Annotated in this window: 18 protein-coding genes and 1 tRNA gene; 10 read left to right on the forward strand and 9 right to left on the reverse strand. The window is 60.1% G+C overall.

From position 1 onward, the window contains the following. Nucleotides 1-139 precede the first annotated feature (139 nt). Complete coding sequence (locus KRX51_RS03985) at nt 140-1,285, forward strand: MFS transporter (protein ID WP_218362265.1); 1,146 nt, start codon at nt 140-142, stop codon at nt 1,283-1,285. Between the two features lie 106 nt (nt 1,286-1,391). Next, nucleotides 1,392-2,129 (forward strand): GntR family transcriptional regulator, encoded by a 738-nt coding sequence (locus tag KRX51_RS03990; protein WP_218361644.1) that lies wholly within the window; start codon nt 1,392-1,394, stop codon nt 2,127-2,129. Here the strand turns inward: KRX51_RS03990 and KRX51_RS03995 are convergent. Together KRX51_RS03995 and KRX51_RS04000 are read right to left on the reverse strand one after the other, a co-directional pair. Beyond that, nucleotides 2,126-3,673: a hypothetical protein gene (locus tag KRX51_RS03995; RefSeq protein ID WP_218361645.1), complete on the reverse strand. Its 1,548-nt coding sequence runs from the start codon at nt 3,671-3,673 to the stop codon at nt 2,126-2,128. The two genes, KRX51_RS03990 and KRX51_RS03995, sit on opposite strands and share 4 nt — an antisense overlap. A gap of 173 nt (nt 3,674-3,846) precedes the next feature. Continuing rightward, the gene (locus KRX51_RS04000) at nt 3,847-4,497 is read right to left on the reverse strand and encodes a DUF3558 domain-containing protein (RefSeq protein ID WP_218361646.1); all 651 of its coding nucleotides are present in this window, start codon (nt 4,495-4,497) and stop codon (nt 3,847-3,849) included. 588 nt (nt 4,498-5,085) lie between these two features. Between KRX51_RS04000 and KRX51_RS04005 the strand changes: the two genes are divergently transcribed. Further along, complete coding sequence (locus tag KRX51_RS04005; protein WP_218361647.1) at nt 5,086-7,407, forward strand: DEAD/DEAH box helicase; 2,322 nt, start codon at nt 5,086-5,088, stop codon at nt 7,405-7,407. Nucleotides 7,408-7,501: 94 nt separating this feature from the next. On the opposite strand, the gene KRX51_RS04010 is transcribed toward KRX51_RS04005, so the two are convergent. The 3 genes from KRX51_RS04010 to putP form a co-directional block, all read right to left on the reverse strand. Beyond that, nucleotides 7,502-8,002, reverse strand: a complete 501-nt coding sequence (locus tag KRX51_RS04010; protein ID WP_218361648.1) for a DUF2269 domain-containing protein — start codon at nt 8,000-8,002, stop codon at nt 7,502-7,504. Nucleotides 8,003-8,142: 140 nt separating this feature from the next. Then, nucleotides 8,143-8,697, reverse strand: coding sequence for an HNH endonuclease family protein (locus KRX51_RS04015; protein ID WP_218361649.1), 555 nt, complete (start codon nt 8,695-8,697; stop codon nt 8,143-8,145). 171 nt (nt 8,698-8,868) lie between these two features. Beyond that, nucleotides 8,869-10,392, reverse strand: coding sequence for a sodium/proline symporter PutP (gene putP, locus KRX51_RS04020; RefSeq protein ID WP_218361650.1), 1,524 nt, complete (start codon nt 10,390-10,392; stop codon nt 8,869-8,871). A 170-nt stretch (nt 10,393-10,562) separates the two neighbouring features. On the opposite strand from putP, the gene KRX51_RS04025 reads away from it, so the two are divergent. Genes KRX51_RS04025 through KRX51_RS04045 form a run of 5 tightly spaced genes read left to right on the forward strand, consistent with a single transcriptional unit; the run spans nt 10,563 to nt 18,715 of the window. Further along, nucleotides 10,563-13,664 carry a DEAD/DEAH box helicase gene (locus tag KRX51_RS04025; protein WP_218361651.1) on the forward strand — a complete coding sequence of 1,034 codons (3,102 nt, stop codon included), beginning with the start codon at nt 10,563-10,565 and terminating at the stop codon, nt 13,662-13,664. Beyond that, nucleotides 13,661-14,587 carry an SWIM zinc finger family protein gene (locus KRX51_RS04030; protein WP_218361652.1) on the forward strand — a complete coding sequence of 309 codons (927 nt, stop codon included), beginning with the start codon at nt 13,661-13,663 and terminating at the stop codon, nt 14,585-14,587. The genes KRX51_RS04025 and KRX51_RS04030 overlap by 4 nt, the downstream gene beginning before the upstream one ends. 1 nt (nt 14,588) lies before the next feature. Continuing rightward, a complete protein-coding gene (locus KRX51_RS04035; protein WP_218361653.1) occupies nt 14,589-15,755 on the forward strand; it encodes a metallophosphoesterase in 1,167 nt (388 codons plus the stop codon). A 2-nt stretch (nt 15,756-15,757) separates the two neighbouring features. After that, entirely contained in the window at nt 15,758-18,415 is a 2,658-nt protein-coding gene (locus KRX51_RS04040; RefSeq protein ID WP_218361654.1) for an AAA family ATPase, read from the forward strand. A 57-nt stretch (nt 18,416-18,472) separates the two neighbouring features. Beyond that, a complete protein-coding gene (locus tag KRX51_RS04045) occupies nt 18,473-18,715 on the forward strand; it encodes a PspC domain-containing protein (protein ID WP_218361656.1) in 243 nt (80 codons plus the stop codon). A 36-nt stretch (nt 18,716-18,751) separates the two neighbouring features. Here KRX51_RS04045 and KRX51_RS04050 read toward each other — a convergent pair whose 3' ends face one another. From KRX51_RS04050 to KRX51_RS04065, 4 genes are read right to left on the reverse strand one after another with little or no spacing between them, the layout of a single operon-like run. After that, nucleotides 18,752-19,555, reverse strand: coding sequence for an ABC transporter ATP-binding protein (locus tag KRX51_RS04050; protein ID WP_370625011.1), 804 nt, complete (start codon nt 19,553-19,555; stop codon nt 18,752-18,754). Further along, nucleotides 19,552-20,550 (reverse strand): iron chelate uptake ABC transporter family permease subunit, encoded by a 999-nt coding sequence (locus KRX51_RS04055; RefSeq protein ID WP_218361657.1) that lies wholly within the window; start codon nt 20,548-20,550, stop codon nt 19,552-19,554. Before KRX51_RS04055 ends, KRX51_RS04050 begins: the two co-directional genes overlap by 4 nt. After that, on the reverse strand, nt 20,540-21,604 hold the full coding sequence (locus tag KRX51_RS04060) for an ABC transporter permease (protein WP_370625012.1): 1,065 nt from the start codon (nt 21,602-21,604) through the stop codon (nt 20,540-20,542). Before KRX51_RS04060 ends, KRX51_RS04055 begins: the two co-directional genes overlap by 11 nt. Nucleotides 21,605-21,606: 2 nt before the next feature. Continuing rightward, nucleotides 21,607-22,560 (reverse strand): siderophore ABC transporter substrate-binding protein, encoded by a 954-nt coding sequence (locus KRX51_RS04065; protein ID WP_218361658.1) that lies wholly within the window; start codon nt 22,558-22,560, stop codon nt 21,607-21,609. A gap of 264 nt (nt 22,561-22,824) precedes the next feature. Here KRX51_RS04065 and KRX51_RS04070 point away from each other — a divergent pair. Beyond that, nucleotides 22,825-22,897, forward strand: a tRNA-Arg gene (locus KRX51_RS04070). Between the two features lie 94 nt (nt 22,898-22,991). Next, nucleotides 22,992-24,662 (forward strand): arginine--tRNA ligase, encoded by a 1,671-nt coding sequence (argS, locus tag KRX51_RS04075; protein WP_218361659.1) that lies wholly within the window; start codon nt 22,992-22,994, stop codon nt 24,660-24,662. Nucleotides 24,663-24,664: the final 2 nt, after the last annotated feature.

The raw sequence follows: 24,664 nt of genomic DNA on the forward strand, positions 1-24,664 counted from the left end.
GCTAGGGTGAACCCAGCTCACATCCATAGCGTCTGACCCGCTGCCGATTGGAGGCTTTGTGCTTTCCCCGTGGCTTCGCCGCACCGGTGACGAAGCGCCGCCTACAGCCAAAATCCCCATCCCACACGAAATCTGGGTCATGGTCTCGGCGGCATTCATCATCGCTTTGGGCTTTGGCCTAATCGCCCCAATCCTGCCGCAATACGCCCGCAGCTTCGATGTCTCCATCTTTGCTGCCAGCTTCGTGGTTAGCGTGTTCGCTGTATTCCGGTTGATGTTCGCGCCCCTTAGTGGACGCATGGTCAACGGCGTTGGTTACCGCAAGACCTACCTGACCGGACTCACCGTGGTGGCGGTATCCACGCTGGCAGTCGCCGCAGCCCAGAACTACTGGCAGCTCATCATCTTCCGTGCTGTCGGCGGTATCGGCTCGACCATGTTCACTGTCTCAGCCATGGGGCTTATTGCACGCATCGCGCCACCAGCTATTCGTGGTCGATGCTCGGCCACATACGGCAGCGCGTTCTTGCTGGGCAGCATCATCGGACCGGTCCTTGGTGCTGCCATGGCCAGCTGGGGAATGCGGATTCCGTTCCTGATCTACGGCTTCGCCCTGCTCGTAGCCGTCGTTATCGTCGCAATACGCCTTGACGCTGAGTCACTACGGCAGCGCGTTCCCCGTCAAACAGCCCCGGCAATGACATTCCGCGAAGCCACACAGGATCCTGCCTACCGTTCAGTGCTGTGTTCTGGCTTTGCAACCGGGTGGACCAATTTTGGTGTTCGCGTCGCGATCATCCCACTTTTTGCAGGAGCCACCTTCAGCCGTGGCCCCGCCGTCGCCGGCATTGCACTGACCGTGTTCGCTCTGGGGACGGTGCTGTCGATGCAGTTCTCGGGCTCTTTATCCGACCGGATCGGTAGGCGACCCGTGCTGCTAACTGGTCTGATTATCAATGGCCTGTTCACCGGCATCTTCGGATTTATGCATACCGACGTGGCGGTGCTTGTGGTCTCGCTATTGGCCGGTTTCGGTGCCGGCATGGTCAACCCCGTGCAGCAGGCCGTGATCGCAGATGTGATCGGGGCGGAAAAGCCTGGCGGAAAGGTGCTGGCGAATTACCAGATGGCGCAGGACATGGGGATGATCCTCGGGCCGCTCGTTGTGGGTGCCATTGTTGACGCGGCGGGATTCCAGGTGGGGTTCGCCGTTTGCGGTGTGTTGATGGCAATGGCAGCGCTGATATGGCTATTCGGTAGGGAAAGCGCACCCGAAAAGGCATGACGACCGTGAGCGCACAGTCTCCATCAGCGCCATAGGGCTATCATTGTGGCGGTATAAAAATTTCCATCCTTCACTGGCCCAGCCAAGGCCGGAGCGGGGATTTGCAGTGACCCACCCTAATTCACCGTTGTATAGCTCTATCGCCTCTGAGCTGCGACAACGCATTCGTTCCGGGGAATACCCCGCTGGACACCGGCTGCCCACCGAGCGTGAGCTGTGCTCCCAGCTTGGCGTTGCGCGCTCAACAGTGCGGCAAGCTCTCGATTCGCTCGAAGTTGAGGGGCTTGTCACCCGGCGGCGCGGCCGTGGTGGTGGCACCGTGGTGCTCCCACCAGCACCACTGGTTGAGCTGACCGATATCCGCGGTTTCATGCGGCAGCTCTACGACCGCGGACACAAGGTGACGTCGACTGTTCTGCTCTCCGAAAAACGTGTCGTAGAGGCCGAAGAACGTGAAGCCCTCCGCCTCAATCAAGGGGCCGAAGTATGGGTTATTCACCGTTTAAGCTGCATCGATGATGTTCCCATTTTGGTAGAGCGTTCCCAGTTTCCGGTTGCCCTTTTCCCCGATCTGCTCGACCACAACATCACCGCATCGCTCTACGGTCTGATGCGGGATACGTATCACCGTGCACCGGAGTCGAAGACCGAGCACATTGAGCCAGGACTATCCGACGCTGAAGAAGCGCACTTATTCTCTGGCTCACCACGAGGTCCTGTTCTGCGAATACGTCGCACTTCGTTTGACTCCACCGGCGAGGCGGTGGAGTACTCCGTCGACACGTTCCGCTCGAACCGGCTACGGATGTGCGTGCAGACCGGCGAGAATCCTGCTGTCAGTTAGTTGCGGACTGCTCCGGTGATGACGCTGGGGATGGTGGTGGGGTTGGGGCCGAATAGTTCTGATTGGTATTCGTTTTGTTCGTAGTCGTGTGGGGTGTGGCGTACTGAGTGGACGCTGTTGTGGTCGTCGTGTCGGTTGTTGTGGGGTGGGCGGGTGCCGTAGATGGTGTTGGTGCGGGTTTGGTTGCTCTGGGAAGAAGCGCCACTGGCTCCGCTCCGCGTGGTGCCGGTGTGGGTGGTTGTTTCTTGTGTGGTTGGCATGGCGCTGGGTGGGCGTATGCCTCGGGTGTGTGTTCCGGTGTTGCTGTTAGGGGTGTGACCGGTTGCTGTGCCGGCGCCGGGTGCGGCGTGGAAGCTGTGTCCTAATTCGCTGGTTCGGTGTGGGGGTCGAGTTCTGAGAGTGTTTCCGCCTATGCCGGGGTGGAAGGCTGGATTGTGGCGTGCGGATTGTGCTGTTTGGGCGATTGGTGTCGTGTGTGAGCCCATTCCGGATGGGCGGACAGTTCCGTTATTTCCGCCGGTGGTGGCCCCGGTAGGGCTGTTGGTGGCGCCGATGTTGGTGGGCGCTGTGGAGGTTGTTTGCGGAGTTGGTGATCCGGGGTTGATGGTTCCATTTGTGGGGCCGGCAGTAGATGGGATGCCGTTTTGGGAAGTCGCCGGGGTTGCCGAGCTGGGGGAGGTGTGTGCCGGGTTGGTCATTCCGGACGGTGTTGCCTCAGTGATTGTGGAACTTGTTGTTGGTGCTGTAGTGCCGGGGGAGACCGGGTTGAGGGTGCTGTTGCCGGTGATTGTGTAGTCGATGCCGCTGGCTGAGGTGGTGGAGGATGCGGTGCCGGTGATGGCGATGGTTCCTGCGTTGCCGTGGTGTGGGGAGGTTAGTTGTGAGATTACGGGTGTTGCTGCGCGTAGGGCGGGTAGGTATTGGCTGGTGAGGTAGGCTTCGGCCTCTGCTTGTGCGACTGTGCGGGCGATGATGGGGTCTTCGTAGGCGGCTGATTCTGCGATGATTGCTTCGAGCTGGTGGATGGCGGCTCTTTTGATTGGGGGTAGCGCGTCGAGGTAGCCGGCCAGGATGGTGGCCGATGCGGAGACGGCTTCAATCTTGGCGGCAAGGTTCGATAGGTGAGTTGTTGCTGCTGATATGGACGCCCCCAAATTTTCAGAAGCTAATCTCCCGGCAGTCGTCACTACATCAGCCGCAGTCTCGGACGTCTTCGCTGCGTATCGGCGCCAGAATTGTCCGGCTGCGACGAAGTTTGCATCCTGTGTTCCGCGGAATGCGGCAAGGAGCTGTTCTGGAGTCATCGTCAGCTCAGCGGTCAGTACTGGAGATGTAAAGCTCACACTGCCCGAATCAAAGCTCTGGCGTGATTGGAACGTAGCTACCGTTGTTCCACCGTGGGAAACTGAAACAGTTCCTTCTCCCTTGGTTGAGGTTGCACTTAAATCAAAAGCGATTTCATTCTCATGTTCTTCCAGCGCTTTAATGAAACTAGCGAGACTGCGGGAATTCCATCGGAGTAGACTGTTGATTTGAAGTCCCACCTGGAACGCGGAACCAGAAGAACCCTGAATCGCGGAAGAGTGCTGGGTAGCGAGAAGCTGTAGTGACGGGATACCAGAGATAGAGGCAAAGTTTGGTGTGTAGTCGACTAGGGACGTTGTAGATGAAATCCCAAGTAGTGTCGCGGCAGAGCTAATTGATGACTTCTGTATTTTCATTCGAAATCCCCCAGTATGTAATCATCTAATTTTTGGGAAGCCGACATACATGCTTCCTCGGCAGTTCGGAAGTCACCCAGATCTCCCCAAAACCGGGTAAGACCGTATGAACCTTTGGGTGTATCAATGCGGGCGGTACAATCTGCGATGTTGCGAACGTGTTGTTCGTTTTCCAGATAGACGGTTTTCCCGTTTATATCGATCGTGTCGTACTCGACTTCAGCTTCCCGAAGGGACAGCAGCCCTCTGGTGCCGACGGATATAACGAGACTTTCAAATCCATCGGTTTTGCCTAGCATGCAGCTTCGACTGCGAGATATTTGATCCCAATCCTCTTTAAGTCCGGTTGGTATGAACCCTTCCTTTTCAGCTCTTGCGAGGATTTCTGGCGAGCAGGGTTCGCCGGGTGTGAAGTCTGGGTCGTCGTAGTCGTAGTAGCCGTCCTCAGTCAGCGGTGCGTCGCCGGGCTGTGGCTCGCCGGTGGGTGGCAGGGTTCCTGGCGCGACTTTTACCGCTGGTGCTGTTGATGTCTGGGCAGTTGGTGTTGCCTGCGTGGCGTTCTCGTCAGTGGTGCAGCCGGTTGCCAACGCGCAACACACAACGACACCCAGCATTGCCAGTTGAGTCTTCCGAATCTTTCGTCCCATGGGCCCTCCCCGTTGGTGCCACCCTTCTCCGGTGGCGACTTCCTCATGAGCACCCGTGTTGTATCACGGCGAAACGTAGATTCGCTTACGCCGTTTAGGGTTTTCCACAACGCCAGCACTTGTCCACGTTGTGGGGGATAGGTCGTTGCCTGTTGGTTGCTTAGCACCAGGCGCCATCACCGTCGGTAGGCAACTGCTGGCCACACAAGAGGTGTGGGGTGTTGAGGCAGTCTTGTGGCGCGAAAACGTACGCAGGTTCGTAGCCGCCCGGCCATCGCCTCCCAAATTGTTGTGCAGTGGAAAAGATGTACGGGCGTCAGGGACTGGTCTATTTCGTGAAACAGGCGCAATAAAAATCGCGCTACCACGCCACACTCCGTCTTCTGTGCGTCGGCAAGCAACCACTAGTGGAGGCCGAAAATGTGGGGTTTTTGCGACCCTATGCGGTGTTCGGTGTCCGGTTTTTGGTGGCGTGGGGGCGAACCGGGGGTGGATTTTACTGGTGCTGCTAACCCCACATCGGGCACGGTGTCCACCACGCGCCGCCGAGTCGCTTTATGCAGGTAGCGCCGGTAGTGTAGCTACGCAATGAGTGATAGCAACAGCGTCACCGGCGACGAAGTACAGCCGGAACATGACCCAAGCACATCTCAGGAAAGCTCACATGACAGCACCCCACTAAAAGTGGAGGATCTGCTGCACGGCTGGGAAGCTAGTGACTCCGGAGAAACTGTGCCCGAAACTGGTACAGCCGACGGAGAAGGCCCCGCCACAACGCCTGCCGCGAGCGGTGCAGACAGCACCGAAACCAATCCTTTTCGCGAGGCGCACGCGCACGATGGCACGCAGGACGCCACGCGCACACTGAACAATACGGAGCAGGGACGCTCCGAGAATGACGGCGAGCAGGGACGCTCCGCCGATGAGGGCAAGAACGTGAATAACAACGACGCGGCGAATGATTTCGCCGACACCGCCGAAAATACCGATGCACAGGCCGCTAATAACAAGCCCGGCTTCGACAACCTCGACCTGCCGGAAAAGGTTGTGGCTGCTGTAGCCAAGGTCGGCTACGAGACACCTTCGCCCATCCAGGCGGAGACCATCCCCACCTTGATGACCGGCCAGGACCTGGTTGGTCTGGCCCAGACCGGTACCGGTAAGACCGCCGCATTCGCGCTGCCCGTGCTTGCCCGCATTGACCCGTCCGTGCGCCGCCCGCAGGCCCTGGTGCTCGCACCTACCCGTGAGCTTGCCCTGCAGGTTGCCGATAGCTTCCAGCAGTTCGCCGATCATCTCGGTGGCATCCAGGTGCTGCCGATTTACGGTGGCCAGTCCTATGGCATTCAGCTTTCCGGCCTGCGCCGTGGCGCGCAGGTCATTGTCGGCACCCCCGGCCGCGTTATCGACCACCTGCAGAAGGGCAGCCTGGATATCTCCACGCTGAGCTTCGTGGTCCTCGATGAGGCCGATGAGATGCTGCAGATGGGCTTCCAGGACGATGTTGAGCGCATCTTGTCCGACACTCCTGAGGACAAGCAGGTTGCTTTGTTCTCCGCGACGATGCCGGCCGCGATCCGTCGCCTGTCGAAGAAGTACCTCAATAATCCGGCCGAGGTCACCGTTAAGTCCGAGACCCGTACCGCTGAGAATATTCGCCAGCGTTACCTCATGACTGCGCACCGCAATAAGCTCGACGCGCTGACCCGCATGCTTGAGGTCGAAGAATTCGAAGCGATGATCGTGTTCGTGCGCACCAAGCACGAGACCGAAGAGCTCGCCGAGAAGCTGCGTGCGCGTGGCTTCACCGCCGCGGCGATCAATGGCGATATCGCCCAGAATCAGCGTGAGCGCACCATCGATCAACTCAAGGATGGCCGCTTGGACATTCTGGTAGCTACCGACGTTGCTGCCCGTGGTCTCGACGTTGACCGCATTAGCCATGTGGTGAACTTCGATATTCCCCACGACACTGAGTCTTATGTCCACCGCATTGGCCGTACCGGCCGCGCGGGTCGTTCCGGTGAAGCACTGCTGTTCGTCACCCCGCGTGAGAATCGCCTACTGCGCGCTATCGAGCGCGCCACCAAGTCCCGCCTGGAGGAAATCAACCTCCCGACGGTCGATGAGGTCAATGACTCGCGTAAGCAGAAGTTCGCCGACGCTATTACCGAGGCGCTTGCCGACGATCAGGTCTCCCTTTTCCGCGAGCTGATTCGTCAGTACGCCGAAGAAAATGACACCCCCATGCTGGATATTGCTGCCGCGCTTGCCGCCAGCAACCAGGATGAGGACTTCCTGATGAAGGAACGGCCGAAGCGCGAACGTGATGACCGCCGCGACCGCAACGATCGTGGCGACCGCCGCGACCGTGGCCGCGATGACCGTGGTGGCAACCGCAATAACCGCAAGGCCGAGCCGGTTAACTTCAACCGCGAAGGCATGAAGCCCTACCGCATCTCCGTCGGCCACCGCCACGGTGTGCGCCCGGGTGCCATTGTCGGTGCCATTGCTAATGAGGGTGGTTTGCAGTCGAAGGACTTCGGGCATATCGATATCCGCAATGACTACACCCTGGTGGAGTTGCCCGCGAACCTCCCGCAGGACGTGCGCAATAACCTCTCCGGTACCCGCATCGCGGGCCGCCCGATTGACCTTTCCGACGACACTTCCGCCCCGGAAGGTTCCGACGACTCCTACGGTGATGACCGCGGTGGACGCGACCATCGCGGAGGTGACCGTGGTGGATACCGCGGTGGCCGTGGTGGCGACCGTGGCGGTGACCGCAGCGAACGCGGTGGCCGTGGCGGTTACCGTGGCGAGCGCGGCGGCAACCGTGGTGGCCGTGGCCGTGACGACAACCGTGGCGGCGGCTTCCGTGGCGCCAAGCGTGACCGCTGGGAACGCTAAGCCCCACTAGGGCCTAAGCCCTCAAACAAAAAGCCCCGGTACAGCAGGAAAAACTGCGTACCGGGGCTTTTGCTATGCCAGGAAAGTGGCAAAGCTAGGAGATGTAGAACATCAGCACCGCAATGACCAGCCAGATCAGGGCAAACAGGCCGGAGAACATCGCCAACTGGCCCTTAGCCTTCTGCCAATCCAGCTCGGCAGCCTTGGCCTTGAGCTTGGCCAGATCCGGGTCATCAGCTTCCTCACCGTCGGGGGCGATACCTAAGCCGGCGAGCATCACGCGCTGGCGGGGCAGGATGACGAAGAACAGCAAAGCCCAGGCGATAATCGAGCCGAGGATCGATGCGTGCACGATGCCGTTGGTGAAGTACAGCGAGACATCGGTGAAGGCCAGCCCCACACCCAATAGCGGCACTGCGAGCGAAATGATGCCGTAGGTGCGAGAAATGCCATAAAGCACCCGGGCTGCGCCGAGGGTTCCCTGGTCACCGGCATGAGCAGCGGCGGCAGTGCGGGGGAAAATGGAGGTCGCGACGGTCACCGGGCCGATCAGGAGAATGGCCGCCACGACGTGAGCGATCTGGATGAGGTTCATGAGAGCAAAGCTGCTTTCTTGTGGTTGCGGCTACAAATAACGTCCGAGGCTGATGACCTCGGGGGCAGAACACACCCTAAGCAACGGATATCCAGCCCGGCGAATTGTGTTGCCCTAACCACAACTGCAGATAGATAAGGTTATCCGCCATCAATTCCGCATGCCGACGCCGCCGCCTGCCAATCAGCTACCGAAAGAGGCAGGCCATACGCACGAGCCACCCCCACATAGCGGGCAACATAGGCACACCGGTGCGGCTGATACGGCGGCAACCACTGCGCCAACGTCAAATCCGACTTCTTCCGGTTCACCGCTGAATCAGTGGGCACCAAATTCGCTGGGTCATTCGCGAAGCGGGCACGCTCGGCGGCAGTCCACCAACAGGCCCCGAAATCCCAGGCGGCAGCCAGGGGATAGATGTGGTCAATATCAGCGTCGGCAGCGCGCAGATCCTCGCCGGTATAAAAATCCACCACGGCGGTACCAGCGGGGTGGCAGGGCCGGCCGCCGAAATAATCGACCAACACCACCTGGCGGGTGGTACACGAGCCAGCCGACGCCCAACCCCCAAAAGCATCCCGGTCATATCCGGTAATCGTTGAACGTTGCTGCACAACACTCACCTCGGCCAAGGCGGCGCTAACGTCGGCACGCAACTGCGGGTCCACCCGGTGCCGGGGGAGCAGCGTGAGCATGCCGACGCTCGTAATGAGCGCAACCACAACACTCAGACACACAAAAGCGGCGCGCCCCCGACATGGATCAGGTGCGCGCCGATAAAGACTGCGGGGAACACGGCGGCGGGGCGGAAAATTCTGCGGCACATTATTTAGACGCCACGACCACCCCGGCCGGTTCCATGAGTTTTACAACTTCGCCTCCGCAGCAGCACGATCGAACTCGGCGGTGATGTCCTCGCTGGGCTTCTTCGTCAGCAAGGTGACAACCACCATGACAATCGTCGCCGCGGCAACACCGGGCAGAATCTCGTAGACAACGTCGGCAAGCTCCGAACGGCCCCACAAAAACGACACCACAGCGCCAGTAATCATGCCCGCAGCTGCACCCGGGGCATTCAAACGACGCCAGTACAGCGAAGCCAACATGATGGGCCCAAAGGCCGAACCGAAACCAGCCCAGGCGAACCCAACCAGGTCCAGGATGGAATTCTCCGGGTCACGGGCCAGCAGCGCGGCGATCACAGCCACGATTAGAACCGCGATCCGGGACAGCGTCATGGACACCTTCGACGACATCTGGTTGTTCGTCAGACCCCGGTAGAGGTCCTCCACCAAAGCAGTGGAGCTGACCAACAGCTGGGAAGAAATCGTCGACATGATCGCAGCCAGCACAGCGGTGAGCACCAGACCCGCAATCAACGGGTGCATAAGGAAGCGGGCCATATCCAAGAAGATGGTCTCGTAGCTATTGGTATCAACCACCGAGGCGCCCGTGGAAGCGAAGAACGACGTAGCGATCAGCGCGACAATCACCGCGGCAGTCAAGCACACGAACTGCCACACAGCGCCATAGAGCATGCCCTTGCGGGCCTCCGAAGGCTTACGCAGCGCCATGAAACGCACAATCACGTGCGGCTGACCGAAGTAGCCCAAGCCCCAAGCAAGCAGACCAATAATGCCCAGCGTCGTCATGCCCTCGGTCATATTGAACCAACCCGAGGCAACAACCCCCTCAGAACCCGGGTAGGGGCTATCGGCGGGGAAGCTGAAGATCTCACCAAGGCTCAAGCCCTGGTTAGTCAGCAACGAAATAACCGCAACCGTAGGCACCACAAGCAAGGACACGAACATGATGCTGCCCTGCACAGTGTCGGTATTAGACACCGCGAGGAAACCACCCAGCAGGGTGTACACCACGGTCACACCGGCCACAATGAGCATGCCGGTGAGGTAGGAACCATCGAAGACGGACTGCCAGTACAAACCGCCGGCAACCATGCCCGATGACACGTAGAAGGTGAAGAACAGCAAAATAATGATGCCCGAGGCCACCCGGATCAGGTGGCTGTTATCGCGCACGCGGGCCTCGAAGAAGGTCGGCACGGTCAGCGAGTTACGCGCCACATGCGAGTACGAACGCAGGCGCGGGGCGGTGAGCAGCCAGTTAGCGGTCGCACCGACGAATAAGCCGATAGCAATCCACAACTGGTTCAGACCCGACAGGTAGATAGCACCAGGCAGGCCCATGAGCAGCCAGCCGGACATATCAGAGGCAGCAGCTGAAAGAGCAGCGACGAACGGGTGCAGCCCGCGTCCGCCAAGAACATAATCGTCATATTCGGTGGTGCGGCGGAAGCCAGCCCAACCGATATAAAGCATCATCACCAAATAGATGGCGATAGCAACGAGGAACCAAGAGTGTTCACTCATCTATCAAAGTCTCCTTATATGGACGCTCGCGGCAAATCCGGGGAGGTCCGTGGAATAACAGTGCTGCCCTAACCTTTCACCCCAGATACAGGTCGGGCAAATCTAGCCGTGTTCGAACGCGCACACTCCGCTAAAGAACTCATGTCCACCCGGCTGCTACTAATCAATGCATGAGCGATCATCACGACGAGGCACAAGCCCCCGCGGAGGACCACACCTCCCCGGGGGAAACCGGCGTGCCCGCCTCGTCGGGACGCTACCTGGTGCACGGACTATGGGTGCCCGGCCGCGGACTTGGAGTATGGCTAGAAGACACCACCACCCGGCAAGCACTACCCGATGCCTCCGCCCTCGATGCTGGCGATACAGGTGTGCCGCAGGCGCAGACTCAACTCATCCACTACCTGCAGCGCCGCTCCTGGTCACGCTCGTTGGAACTAACCATCGAATATGCGGGAAAGAAACGCGGGCAGGTGATGCTGCCGGCCACTTTCATCGGCCCGCTCAACGTGCCGGACTTCTTCGAACACCTCGATGCGAAAACCACCACCGTGCAGCTCGCCCCGGACCTGCGCTACTACCGCTATGTCGGGGCCTCGCTGAGCAGGTTCGTGCGCGCCGGGCGGATCACCATCACCATGGTCAGCAGCGATGGGGAATGGGTGCCGCAGTGGCGTTTAGTCGAAGACCAGCAAAGCGCCGACTGGGAGCAATACGCCCTACGGATGACGCCACGAGTGCTGTGGGTTAACGGAGGAGCCCCCAGCTTCACTGACTTCCGCAACGAACTCACCCACACCCTGGCCAACCGGGATATTGTCACCGCAATTGAGGCCGGAGCGACCATTGGTCGAAGCAGCACCGCAGAACCCGGCACGGCGAACCTGCACCGGTTTGCGCACTCCCTCGTCTACGGCACCCCGCTGAAAACCACCACACCAGGGCTCATTTCAGCTTTAGCCGCGTGGCGACGCTCTATCAGCGACGGCGCACTCCAACTGGTCATGCAGCTCCAAGAGCCCGATGACCTCGACGAAAACGAACTGAGCACCACCGCCGATGACCCAGCGGATACCGACACTGAAGATGAGCCCCGCTGGCCGCTGCGGGTGATGCTGCGCCGCGGCGACGGTACTGTCCACGACGTCGATCCTGACCTGCTCACCGACACAGTCCGCCGGGATCTTGCGCCCCTTATGGTCGCGGCAGGAAACGCATTCCCGCCGCTGCAAACCGCGCCGGCCGGCCAATTCGGGCTGGACAAACTGCTCACCACCGCTGAAGTTATCGGCCTCCTCGACCACGGCATCGCGGTGCTGCGTAAAGCGGGTATTGACGTCATGGTGCCCCGGTCATGGGATGCCGCTAAGACCACGCTCACCGCGTCGGTACGCTCCCCGGTGCCCACCGGCGCAGTCGCCCGCCCCGACGGGTCCCCGGTGGGACTTGAGCGCATCGTCGAATACCAATGGCGGCTCAGCCTCGACGGCCAAGAAATCTCCGATGAAGAGATGCGCACCCTCATTGACGCCAAAACCAGCCTGGTGCGGCTGCGCAACAGGTGGGTCTTTGCCAATTCCGGTGCCGTCGCCCGCGCCATCCGGTTCATCAATAAGCAGACCGAACCCGGACAGGACCCCGGTGTGGGCAGCGCTACCCTCGGCGCATTCCACGGCTGGGAACCCCACGCGGGCGATGACCTCGACGGCGTAGACACCGACATCCACGGGGAAGGCGACCTCGCCGAGATATTCACTGGGGTGGTCACACCAACGCCCACACCCCTGCCGCTTCCCGACGGTTTGCTCGCCTACCTGCGCGACTACCAACGCACCGGATTCGAATGGTTGGACTGGATGTCCCGCGAAGGCTTCGGCGCCATCCTGGCCGACGATATGGGGCTGGGCAAAACCCTCCAAGTGTTGACGCTGCTGCAACACGAAAAAGAAATCGGGATCAGCCAACCCAGCCTGGTGATCGTGCCAACAAGTGTCGTAGAAAACTGGCGGCGCGAAGCAGAACGCTTCACCCCGGAACTCACCGTGCTGGTGCAACACGGGCCGCGCCGGGCTACCGGGGATGACTTCGCCGCCCAAGCAGCCGAGGCTGACATTGTGCTGACCACTCACGCCCTGGCGGTGCGCGATGCCGAGCAGCTGTACCAGGTGGACTGGGACCACGTCATTGTCGATGAAGCCCAGGCCATTAAGAACCCCAATACTCGGGTGCATCGGGTGTGCCGCGGTATGCCGGGGCGTCACCGCATAGCGCTGACCGGCACCCCGGTGGAGAACAACCTCGGCGAACTACACGCCATTATGAATTTCTGTAATGAAGGCATCCTCGGCAGCACTGTCGAGTTCCGCAAGAAATTCATGTACCCCATCGAACATTCCAAAGATGATGCCGTCGCCGCCCGGTTGCACGCGATCATCGACCCATTCATCCTGCGCCGGACTAAAAAACAACCAGGCATTCTCGACAACCTGCCGAGCAAAACAGTGCACAAGGAAATCGTGCCGCTCACCGACGAACAAGCCGCGCTCTACACCGCATATGTCGACCAGATGCAGCAGCGGCTCGCCGAATTAGAAGGTCCAGCCCGGTTCGTCGAAGTGCTGAAATCTCTCACAGCGCTGAAGCAGATCTGCAATCACCCGGCCCATTACCTCGCCGATGGCAGCGCTGTGGAAACTGGTTCTGCCCCGCGTTCTTATAAAATTGAGCGGCTCACCCAGCTATTGGACGAGTTCATCTCCGACGGGGAGCGGACCTTGGTGTTCACCCAGTACGCCGCCTTTGGGCACGTACTGCGCGACTTTCTGGAACAGCGCTACGGCATTCATATCGACTACCTGCACGGCCAGGTGTCCCGCGCCCAGCGGCAAATAATGATGGACCGTTTTCAGTCCACCTTCGGGTCCCCGGTGATGGTGCTGTCGCTGCGTGCCGGCGGTGTGGGCGTGAACCTCACTGCCGCGAACCACGTCATCCACTACGACAGGTGGTGGAACCCCGCGGTGGAAAATCAAGCTACTGACCGGGCCTACCGGATCGGCCAAACCAAAGCGGTCACCGTGCACAACCTGGTCTGTAAAGGCACGGTAGAAGAACGTATCGACGCGCTGATCGAATCTAAGCTTGAGGTCACTGAGTCCGTCATGGATGGTGATCTGCCGGAGCTGACTCAACTCAGTGATGATGAACTTCACGACCTGGTGCGACTACGGGTGGGGCGGCGCAACCCCAATCCGGGGCAGGAGCCATCATGAACAACAACGTCTACTGGGTGGACTTCAGTCGTAACAGCGCGCAGCAGCCACTGAATAAGGCCGACGATGAGCACCGCCACAACGTCACCTATATCGCGCCACCTGCGCAGCTGAAAGAACTAGCAACCTTCAACTGGGCGGGTAAAGCCATCGTCAATGTGGCGGCGGCAGCAACGGATAAGGGCCGCTGTGAACGCGGCGCAATGTACTGGCGGGAAGAGCGGGTCACACACCTGACTTTCCGTGCCGGTGTGATCGCCGCTGAGGTGCGTGGCTCCCAACTGGACCCGTTTGAGGTGACTCTCACCCTGCCGCACCGCGATGCCACCGAGGTCTACCACCGGGTGCACGCAATGGCCGACCGGGTCGGTGGGGTAGGGGCACTGCTGAGCGGGAGTATTGATTCCGGTCAGGCGCGCTACCTCGTCGCTGGTGTGGAAGAACCCCTGCGCACCGGATGCACCTGCCCAGACCGGCAGGTCGTATGCAAGCACGTCATGGCTGTTGCCTTGGCCGCAGGCGAGCTGATGACCAAGGACCCGCGCACTGTCCTGGAACTGCGCGGTGTTGATACCAGCAGTATTCCCGACCCCGTCGGGAAGGACTCCAGGCCGCAGCAGCCGTCACCTCCCTCAGCCAATGATGGGGTATTGCGCTGGGGATCCGGTGCGGAAGTGCCGGTGGCCAGCGCCCCGGAAAAAGGTGTTGATTACCGGCAGCCGCAGTATTGCTTTTGGGGTGAGGAGGTTTTCCTGGAGCCGCCGTCGGTGCGGCCAGCCCCGGCCTCGTATGACATGGACAGCAAGCTGCTGCATAAGGCAATGGCCGCAATTTGTTTTAACGCTCAAGACAGTATCCAGGCAGTATCGGATATTGAGGACCTCTACATAACGCTGGTCAAGCTGGCGGAGAGAGATAACTGAGATGGCAACCACAGTGAAGTTCCTGCACACCTCTGATTGGCAACTCGGTATGCCTGCAGCATTCCTTGCCGCAGGTGGGGAATCAGTTCCCGCCGAATTCGCCCGCGCGCGCCTGGATGCGGTTGAACGCCTCGGGCAGGTCGCCGCCGAATATGACTGTGAATTCATCGTCGTTGCCGGCGATGTGTTCGATACCAACCAGCCCTCCGACCGTGCCTTAGGTAGGGCCGTGGAGAAACTGCGGGGTTTCGACGTTCCGGTGTACCTGTTGCCCGGAAACCACGACTCCTATGACCCGTCCTCGGTGTTCCGCCGCAGTGTGCTTACCGACGTTGAGGGCGTGCACGTTCTTAGTGAACCCGGCCCGGTCCGGATCAATGACCGGGTGGAACTGTTAGCGGCACCACTGTTGACCCGCCATCCCACCGATGACCCCGTCGGGGTTGCCCTGGATGAGCTGGAGCAGCAGCGCAGTGCCGACGATTACACCGAACCGGCAGCGCGGGTGCTCGTCGGGCATGGCCAGATCGAAGGTTTCGGTGATGATGCCCTCATCGACGGGGAGCGCCTTAGCGCAGCAATCGCCGATGGCACGCTGGCATATGCGGCACTCGGAGATCGGCACGGCACACTCGAGGCGCTGCCTGGGGTGTGGTTCTCCGGCGCGCACGAAGTCACCCGGTATGACGACGTTGAAAAAGACTCCGGCAATGTGCTCGTCGTGGAGCTCACCATCAACGATACCGGGGCGGTGGAACGCCGTGTGAGCCCGGTGCGGGTGGGCAGTTGGGCCTTCCACGCATCGAGTGCACAGATCAATTCCGAGGATGACCTCGAAGCCTGGCTGACCACAATGCGCGAGATTCCGCATAAAGACCGCACCGCAGTGAAATACGACCTCGTCGGCACCGTCACCTACGACCAGTGGCTACGCCTAGAAGATGAGGTCGCCGAACTGCGCGAACTCTACGCATGCCTCTACCCACGAAAGCGACTATTCGACCTGGCCGTGGTGCGCGGCGATCTTCCTGCAGACCTTGGCCTGTCCGGATACCCAGCCCGTGCTGCTGAAGCGCTTGCCGAAGCAAGCGAAGGCCAGGGCGATGCCGCCGAGGCCAGCCGACAAGCATTCTCCCTGCTCTACCGACTCACCCGGAAGGACAGCTAACCGTGCAGCTGCACAGCATTACTCTCCACAATGTCCGCGGTGTCAGCTCGCTGGAGCTCACCGACTTAACTTCCCCCGGGGTCACCGTGGTCCACGGGGCCAACGAATTCGGCAAGTCCACCGTGGTGCAGGCCGTGTACGCCGCACTGACCCTCAAGGGCACCTCGACGCGCAAAGAAGCCCGCGAGCTGGCCTCAAAAACAACAGCTGAACCACCGCGCATCATCCTTGACATGACCATCGATGGCTATACCTGCACCCTTGATAAAACCTTCACGGGCAGCAGCAGCAAAAACGCCACGGTTATCACTGTCCACAAGCCGAGCCGGAACACCCTAAAAGGCGGTGCGGCAGATGACTGGCTTGCTGAACGAGTCAAAAACGCCGGGCTTAGCGAGCTGTGGTCTGCCTTCGCAGCCCAACAGGGCGAGGCACTCAATAAGCTGCATCTCGACGAGCTCGGCGCCCTATCGGACTCACTGACTGCCATCACCGGCATGGACAGCGGGGCAGGCGCTGCCGCAGAAGCCGAGCTGATGGACAGCGTGGAGAAGCTCTACAAGGAATGGTTCACCCCCAGTGGCAATGAGAACGCCAAATCACGGGCGTTTGCCAAGACTGTCGCCGAGCTTGATGAACGGTATGAGCAGCTCAGTTCACGCCGCGCCGAATGCGATGCGGCGGTGGATAAGGTCGCCCGGGCTGAAACCGCAATTGCTGATCTCACACACAAACTGCCCACTCTTATCGCGGACCGGGACCAGGCTAAAGAAGCAGCCGATAGGGCCCAGGAACTCCACGGTCAGCTAGAACGCGCCCAGGAACGCGTCAGCTCAGCTGAGGCCGCCGAAAAATCAGCAGCTGCAGCCGTGGCAGCCCGTACCGCGCTGGCCGAACAAGCCACCGAACGCGCCCGCGTTGCCGATAAGGCGAAAGATGACCTCGCTGCGGCCAAAGAGCGCGTTGGCCACTACGAAGAACAGGTCGCACAAGCTCGCAGTGCGCTTGAGGAAGCAAAGGCATCCCACCGTGAGGCCGAAGCACGCAAAACCCTAGCCGAATTCGATGTGCGCGCAGCCGCTGATGCCGACGGACTCAGCGCGGCTAAGCGTCGTATCGAGGAGCTGAACAAGGCCAATGCGCAACTCGAAGAAGCCGAACAGGCCTTAAAACAGCACCCCATTACTGCTGAGGTGCTCACCACAATTACTGAGGCCGAAACAGCGGTAGCTATTGCCGAGGCCCAGTTCAAACAGTCCGCCGCGGCCGTGCGCATCACCGCAGACCCCCAGCGGGAGATCACAGTCGATGGTGCGCACCAACACGTCGGTGCTGAAGAAATTGAGTACCACGTGGCCGGCAGTCTCGAGCTTGCCGCCGACGGCCTGCATATTGTGGTCGAGTCCGTAGCCGGCCAGTCCGTTGAACAGGACCTCAGCGATGCCCGCACGACTCTTATCGAGCTGCTCAAGGACTACGATATTGAATCGGTCAGTGCCGCCCGCGAAGCACATGCAGAACACCTTGCCGCTGCTAAGCACCGCGACGCGATGGCCACTGAGCGTGAGGTGCTGCGCCGCGACCATGATCGCGATGCCGATGAAGCACTGATCCAGCGCGCCGGTAGCGCCGAAGAACAAAAAGAAGCCCGCGCACGCACCTGGCATGGCGCTGGTGAGATCCCGGAAGCCCCGGCCGATAAAAGCGCTGCTGAAGAGGTGCTGGCTGCTGCTGCCGAACAGGCCCGTGCCACCCAGCGGGCGCAGCAGGTCGCGGAGGCGAAAGTTCAGTCCACCGAGAAAATGTCGGTCTTCGAAGACCAGGCCCGTGCGGAGAAAGCACTCGAAAACGCCGAGGCAGAACACAAACGCGTCACTGATGAGCTCAGCGCAGCGCGGGCGGCCGCCGATGATGCGCAACTAGATACGAAACTGGCTGAGGCAACAACAGCGCTGCACAAAGCGCGGCAAGAAGCCGACGTGGTGGCCGAAAAAGTCGATGAGGTGCAGCCCGAAGCGGCACTTAGCGCCTATGAGGGGCTTGCTGCCACAGTTACCCAGACCGAAGCCAGTATCCACGAGTGGCAGGTGCGTCGCGCGAAAAACGAAAGCGTGATGAATGATGCCCAGGGCCTCGACGAAGAGATGCGCGGCCTCGATGAAGACCGGGAGCGGGCTCGTCAGAAAGCCGAATCACACAGCAAGTACATCGCATCGGTCGAAGCGCTCTATCAAGCCCTGGTTACCGCCCGGGATGACGTGCGCGCCCAGTACCACGCCCCCTTAGTGAAGCGACTGCGCGAATTTGCCCAGCCGGTATTTGGCCGCGATGTTGACTTCGAACTCAACGATGACCTCGGTATTGCCAAACGCACCCTCGGCGGGGTCACCGTTGATTTCGAGGAACTCTCCGGCGGGGCCCAAGAACAAGCAGACCTGCTCTTGCGCTTTGCTGCGGCCTCGCTGCTCGACAGTGGTGAAACAGCACCACTGATTCTCGACGATGCCCTGGGTTATGCCGACCCGCACCGGCGCAGCGCAATGAGCCACGCCTTCGCCAAAGCGGGGGAGCAGGGCCAGGTATTGGTCTTTACCTGCGATATCAACCGCTACCGGGATCTCAATGCACGCCAGCTCGATATTGAGCTGCTCCGCGAATAGGCCCACGTACATATAATTAAGTGCAGGTACACCCCAACCCAGCAGAGAGGCTCAACCATGGCTTCCAACGGCTTTGATGTCGAATCCGTCCACCGAGCACTGGAGCGAGTCGCCAAGCGGCCGCTCTACCGACCCACGGACGATAAGTGGTTTTTCGGCGTGTGCGGAGGCATTGCGCGCGCGTTCAATATCGACTCAACCATTGTCCGCGCAGTCGTTGCGCTGGCCTTCTTCTTCGCAGCCCCGCCGATGCCGCTGTTGATCTACTTGATCCTGGTCATCGTCCTGCCGGAGAAGTAAGCCACACACAGTAGCGGGTACTTCGGGACGGTCGGGTCAGTCCGGCCGCCCGAAGTACATCGCCATTTTCTGCCCGTTGACATCAATAACAGGCATGTCCATATCGTAGATATCGCGCAGCACGTCGGTATCCATCACCGAAGCTGGGCTGCCGTCGGCGACGACACGCCCGTCGCGCAGCGCAATGATGTGGTCGCAGTACGCAGCAGCGACATTGATGTCGTGAATCACCAAAACGAATGTTTTGCCAAGTTCACGAGAAGCCCGCCACACCCGCTTCATCATGTTCGCCGCATGCTTCATATCGAGATTATTCAGCGGCTCATCGAGAAACACATAGTCAGTGTCCTGGGCTAACACCATGGCCACGAATGCGCGCTGGCGTTGCCCACCCGATAACTCATCAAGAAACCGGTCGGCGAGATCGGTGAGCTCGAGATAATCCAAGGCCTCATCGATCGCCGCGATATCCTCGGCGCGATGACGCCCGTGGTCATGGGGGAAACGCCCGAAGCCCACCAGCTCCCGCACCGTCAGCCGCACTCCGACGGTATTTTCCTGGCGCAGCACAGCCAATTTGGTGGCGATGGTTTTCGACGCAGTGGTCTGCACGTCCAGCCCGTCGACATGTACTGAGCCCTGCGTTGGGGAAGCCAACCGGCTCATGATCGCCAAAAGAGTCGATTTACCCGCACCATTGGGGCCGATAATCGACGTCACCGTCCCCTTGGCGATAGAGGTAGACACATTCGACAAGACCTCGTTATCACCAAAACTTTGGTGAATCCCGGCAATCGCGATGCCGTCGTCGTGAGCGTCGTGATGCACCGGCTTATTCACGAGGTACGTCCTCTCAACAGCAGGAATAGGAATAGTGCGCCGCCAATGAACTCGACGGCAACCGATAGTGAGCCCTCCACACCAAACTGGCGCAGCGCCAACTGGCCCCCGGCCAGGGCGGCGACACCCAGGGCTACTGCCATCGGCAAAGTATGGGAGTGCCGCTGCGTGGACAGCAGCTGGTAGGCGCCATTGGCGACGATGAGGCCGAAGAACAGTACGGGCCCGACCAATGCGGTGGAGCTCGCCACCAACACCGCGCACAGGAACAACACAATGATGGTTTCGCGTCGGTAGTTGATTCCCAGTGATATTGCAGGATCGCGGCCCAGCAGCATCACGTCATAGTTACGGCGACGGCGATAAGCCACCGCGATACCGATGATGGTGATGATGGCCGTCACTATCAGCAGTCGGCGGTCGACATAACTGAAGTTCGCGAACATTGCCGCACGCACCTGAATGAATGCTGTCGGGTCCAGCAGGCGCATGAACAGGCTGGTAAACGAGCGGAAAACCAGGCCAATAACCAGCCCGACGAGCAGCAATGTCATGAGTTGGACTTTGCGACCCAACAACAACCAGGAATACAACGCGAGGGCGAAAATGATCATCAGCCCAGCGGAGAGCGCATAGTTGGCCAGGGGATTATCGAGGAAGGACAGTGCCCCATTGGGCACACTGGTGACAAACCACACCAGCATCGTCTGGAGCAACAAATACAGGGCATCGAAGCCGATGATGGACGGGGTAAGAATGCGGTTTGTGGTGATGGTCTGGAACAGCACCGTCGATACGCCAATGGAGGCGCTGACCACGATCATTGCCCCCACCTGGCTGCCCAGAAGCTCTAGGGTGTACCACCAAGCAGGAGAGCCCACCCGGTCGGGCAAAGTGTCGAGGAATAATGCCGCAATGAGGATGATGGCAATGCCCACCACAGCACCATGTGCAATGGTGCGGCGGTGCGTGACGGCATGGTTATTAACGTCCACGGGCACTATCTCCTCGCAGCAGTAGGACCAAGAACACCGCTCCGCCGATAAAACCCATCACCGTGCCGACGGGAATCTCACCGACACCGTTGAACTCGCCGGTAGAGATAAAAGCCAGCAGGTCGGGAAGCATCCTGCCGACGGTGTCGCAGACCAGCACAGTCATCGCGCCACCGAAGGCCACCCACGGAATATTGCGGCGCGTGTTATCGCCAAGCACCTGGGTCACCACGTTGGGTACCACGATGCCAAGGAAGGGAATCGCGCCAACAGTGACCACAACGGCGGCGGATACCGCGGCGACAATCGACATGCCGCCCCACATAGCTGCGGTGTGATTGATGCCGAGGTTGGTTGCGGTATCAGAGCCCAAACCGGCGATAGTGAAAATATTGGCCACCAGGTAGGTGATAACTGCTAACACAGCCACCACCCACAAAAGCTCGTAGCGGCCCTTCAATACGGCCGAAAAATCTGCGAATAACCAGGTGGACAGCATCTGCAAGAGGTTGTACTGCAGGGCCAGGAATGTCGCGGCCGCACCGATAACACTGCCCAGCATGATGCCGACCAAGGGCACCAGCGGGGAATCGCGCAGCCGGATCTGGGCGAGAAAAATGAGGAATACGGCGGTGCCGGCTAGTGCGAACACCATGGCAATCACCATTTTCACCCACACCGGAAGACCCGGGGCGATGATGGCGACGATGACCAAACCAAGGCCGGCGGATTCCACAGTGCCCACTGTCGACGGGGAGACGAACCGGTTCCGGGCGAGTACCTGCATCACGAGCCCAGCGATGGCGAGGCTGGCTCCGGCCAACACACTGGCTATTGCCCGGGGGATACGCTGCTGCCACAGGTAGAGCGCGTGTTTTTCGGTGATATCGCCGCGGAGGGCATCAAACGGCGAAATATCGGCCACATTGATAAAGAGGCTCACTAAGAAGACAGCAACTAAGGCCGTAACGGCAACGAACCCCCGGACCAGCGGGAGGAAGCCTCCCAGCCGGTGGGGGTTGGTCTGCCGGATAGTGGTGTGATGATCAGACACGTTTAGGACAGGGCGTCCTGGATGTCCTTGATCATGGCCTTCATGCCGTTGAGGCCACCACCGATGAGGTACCAGTTGCTGGAGTCAACGTAGTGCACGCCACCGTTTTTCGCGGCGTTGGTTTCCTTGAAGATGGGGTTGTCCAGGACCTGCTCGGCGGATTCGCCTTCTTTGCCGATAGCGGCGTCACGGTCGAGCACGAAGACGTGGTCGGGGTTCATCTCGGCGATTTCCTCGAAGGAAATGGCGGTGCCATGTCGGCCCTCGTAGGCAATATCACCAGCCGGGGCGAAGCCGAGTTCGTTGTAGACAAAGCCATAGCGGCTGTCATCACTGCCATAAGCGGAGACCTTGCCGCCGGTGGTCATGATGAATAGTGCGGTGCCGGCGTCGGCGGCCTTGTCCTTGGTGTCGGCGACCATCTCGTCGATTTCTGCGAGGTGTTCTTCAGCGGCATCGGTGGCATCGTATTCGCCGGCAACCTTGAGCACCTGCTCGCGGTTGGATTCGAAGTAGGAGATACCGTCCTGCGCGGAGACCTGGGTATTGATGGCGGTCTCGGCGAGCTTATTGAATTCGCCTTCCAGCTCGGCGCTGCGGCGGCCGTAGAAGATGATCTCAGGCGCGACGGTGGCCACCGTATCGAGCTTCGGTTCCACAATGCTGCCGAGGTCGGTGATGGAGCCGTCGGCGACCTTATCGCTGAGGCTGTCGAGCTCAGCGGGCAGCTCACCGCGCACGGTGACTACCCCCTTGATCTGGTCTTCGATGCCGAGGGTGTTCATGGTGTCCGCGGCTACGTATTCGAGTACGGCGGCGGGCTTATCCACCGTGGCTTCTGCGGTGGCGTCGGTGGCGGAAGTGGCTTCCTCATCGTTGGAGCAGGCAACGAGGGAACCGGCGGTAACGGCCAGGGCAGCGAAGGCTGCAGTGCTGCGGCGCAAAGTGAACGTCATATGACTCTCCTTGATTGGGGGTCGTACAAGGTCAGCGTCGCCTGGGCGTGTAGTGCGGCGTAGAAACAGCAGCTAGCCGCAATAAGGACAACCTGACCTTAGCAACTGTGCATTGCCTGGAAATCATAATAGATGCGAAATAAAAACGGAATGAGGACGGTAGCGGTCTCACGGCGATGACGCTGTTCGTGCTGAAAGGGCAATGGTTTTCGTTGCTTCTGGGTGCGGTGCTATATTGTTCGGCGTGCTACTCGCTAGCACTTCGCCTCCGTAGCTCAGTGGATAGAGCACTGGTTTCCGGTACCAAAGGTCGCACGTTCGACTCGTGTCGGGGGCACACCTAAATACCCCAGGCCCGCGTTGGCCTGGGGTATTTCTCGTTGGCTGGCCGGACATAAGTGATGTCCGGGCACCGGCTACTATGTGTCACCATGACTCCCGCCGAACTTGCCGCCCTTATCAAGGATGTGGCCGCCGAAGTCTTCGCCGCACATGACCTCGATCAGCAAGTGCTGCCGGAGCAGGTGACCGTCGAACGACCCCGCAACCCCGAACATGGCGACTACGCTACGAACCTCGCCATGCAATGCGGAAAGCGCGTGGGGACTAACCCGCGTGAGCTGGCCACCTGGCTAGCCGAGGCCCTCACCGCTGCCGACGGCATCGACACCGCTGAGGTCGCCGGGCCTGGATTCCTTAATATTCGGCTCGCCGCTGCCGCGCAGGGCGCCCTGGTGCACACCATTCTTGACGCCGCCGAAAACTGGGGGCACAACAACTCCTTGGGCGATACCGCCATCAACTTGGAGTTTGTCTCCGCCAACCCCACCGGCCCGATTCACCTCGGCGGTACCCGGTGGGCAGCTGTTGGCGATGCGCTGGGGCGCGTGCTGGTCGCTAATGGCGCCACTGTGACCCGCGAGTACTACTTCAATGACCACGGTGGCCAGATCGACCGTTTCGCCCGGTCTTTGATGGCCGCAGCCAAGGGTGAACCCACACCCGAAGATGGCTACGGCGGTGCCTATATCGCAGATATCGCCACCACCATCACCGATGAGAACCCCAATCTGCTTGCCGACGAGCAGTCCGGGAAGCTCACCACCGCAGAGGTGCAGGAGGTTTTCCGGTCCCGTGGTGTGGATCTGATGTTTGACCACATCAAGTCCTCGCTGCATGAATTCGGCACCGACTTTGATGTGTACTTCCACGAAAACTCGCTGTTTGAGTCCGGTGCTGTCGAACAGGCCGTTGCCCGGCTGAAAGCCTCCAACGAGCTCTACGAAGCCGATAATGCCTGGTGGTTGCGCTCGACGAATTATGGCGATGACAAGGACCGCGTCGTCATCAAATCCGATGGCAACGCCGCATATATCGCAGGTGATATCGCCTATATCGAAGATAAGTTCAAGCGCGGCCATGACCTGTGCATCTACATGCTGGGTGCGGACCACCATGGCTATATCGCCCGGCTGAAGGCCGCCGCGGCTGCCCTGGGGCATGACCCGGATGCGGTTGAGGTCATGATCGGCCAGATGGTGAATCTGCTCAAGGACGGCAAACCGGTGCGGATGTCGAAGCGCGCAGGCACCGTCATCACCCTCGATGACCTGGTAGAAGCCATTGGTGTGGATGGCGCACGCTACGCGCTTATTCGCTCCTCGGTGGATAGCTCGCTCGATATTGACCTGGCTGTGTGGACCGCGCAGTCCAATGACAATCCGGTGTACTACGTGCAGTACGGCCACGCGCGCCTGTGCTCCCTGGCCCGCCGCGCCGCCGAGGCCGGAATCAGTGCCGACGGGGCGGACCCGGCGCTGCTGACCCACGACCGGGAAGGCAAGCTCATCCGTACCCTCGGGGAGTTCCCGGAGGTTGTGAAAGCTGCCGCTGAACTGCGGGAACCGCACCGTATTGCCCGCTATGCCGAAGAACTCGCCGGTACATTCCACCGGTTCTACGACGCCTGCCAGGTGCTGCCGAAAAATGATGAGCAACCTGAACCATTGCATTCGGCACGTTTCGCCCTGGCCAGCGCTACCCGAGTCACCCTGGCAAATGCCTTGGGTCTGCTCGGCGTGACGGCACCGGAGAGGATGTAAGC

Source organism: Corynebacterium sp. TAE3-ERU12 (assembly GCF_019209905.1).
GTDB lineage: Bacteria > Actinomycetota > Actinomycetes > Mycobacteriales > Mycobacteriaceae > Corynebacterium.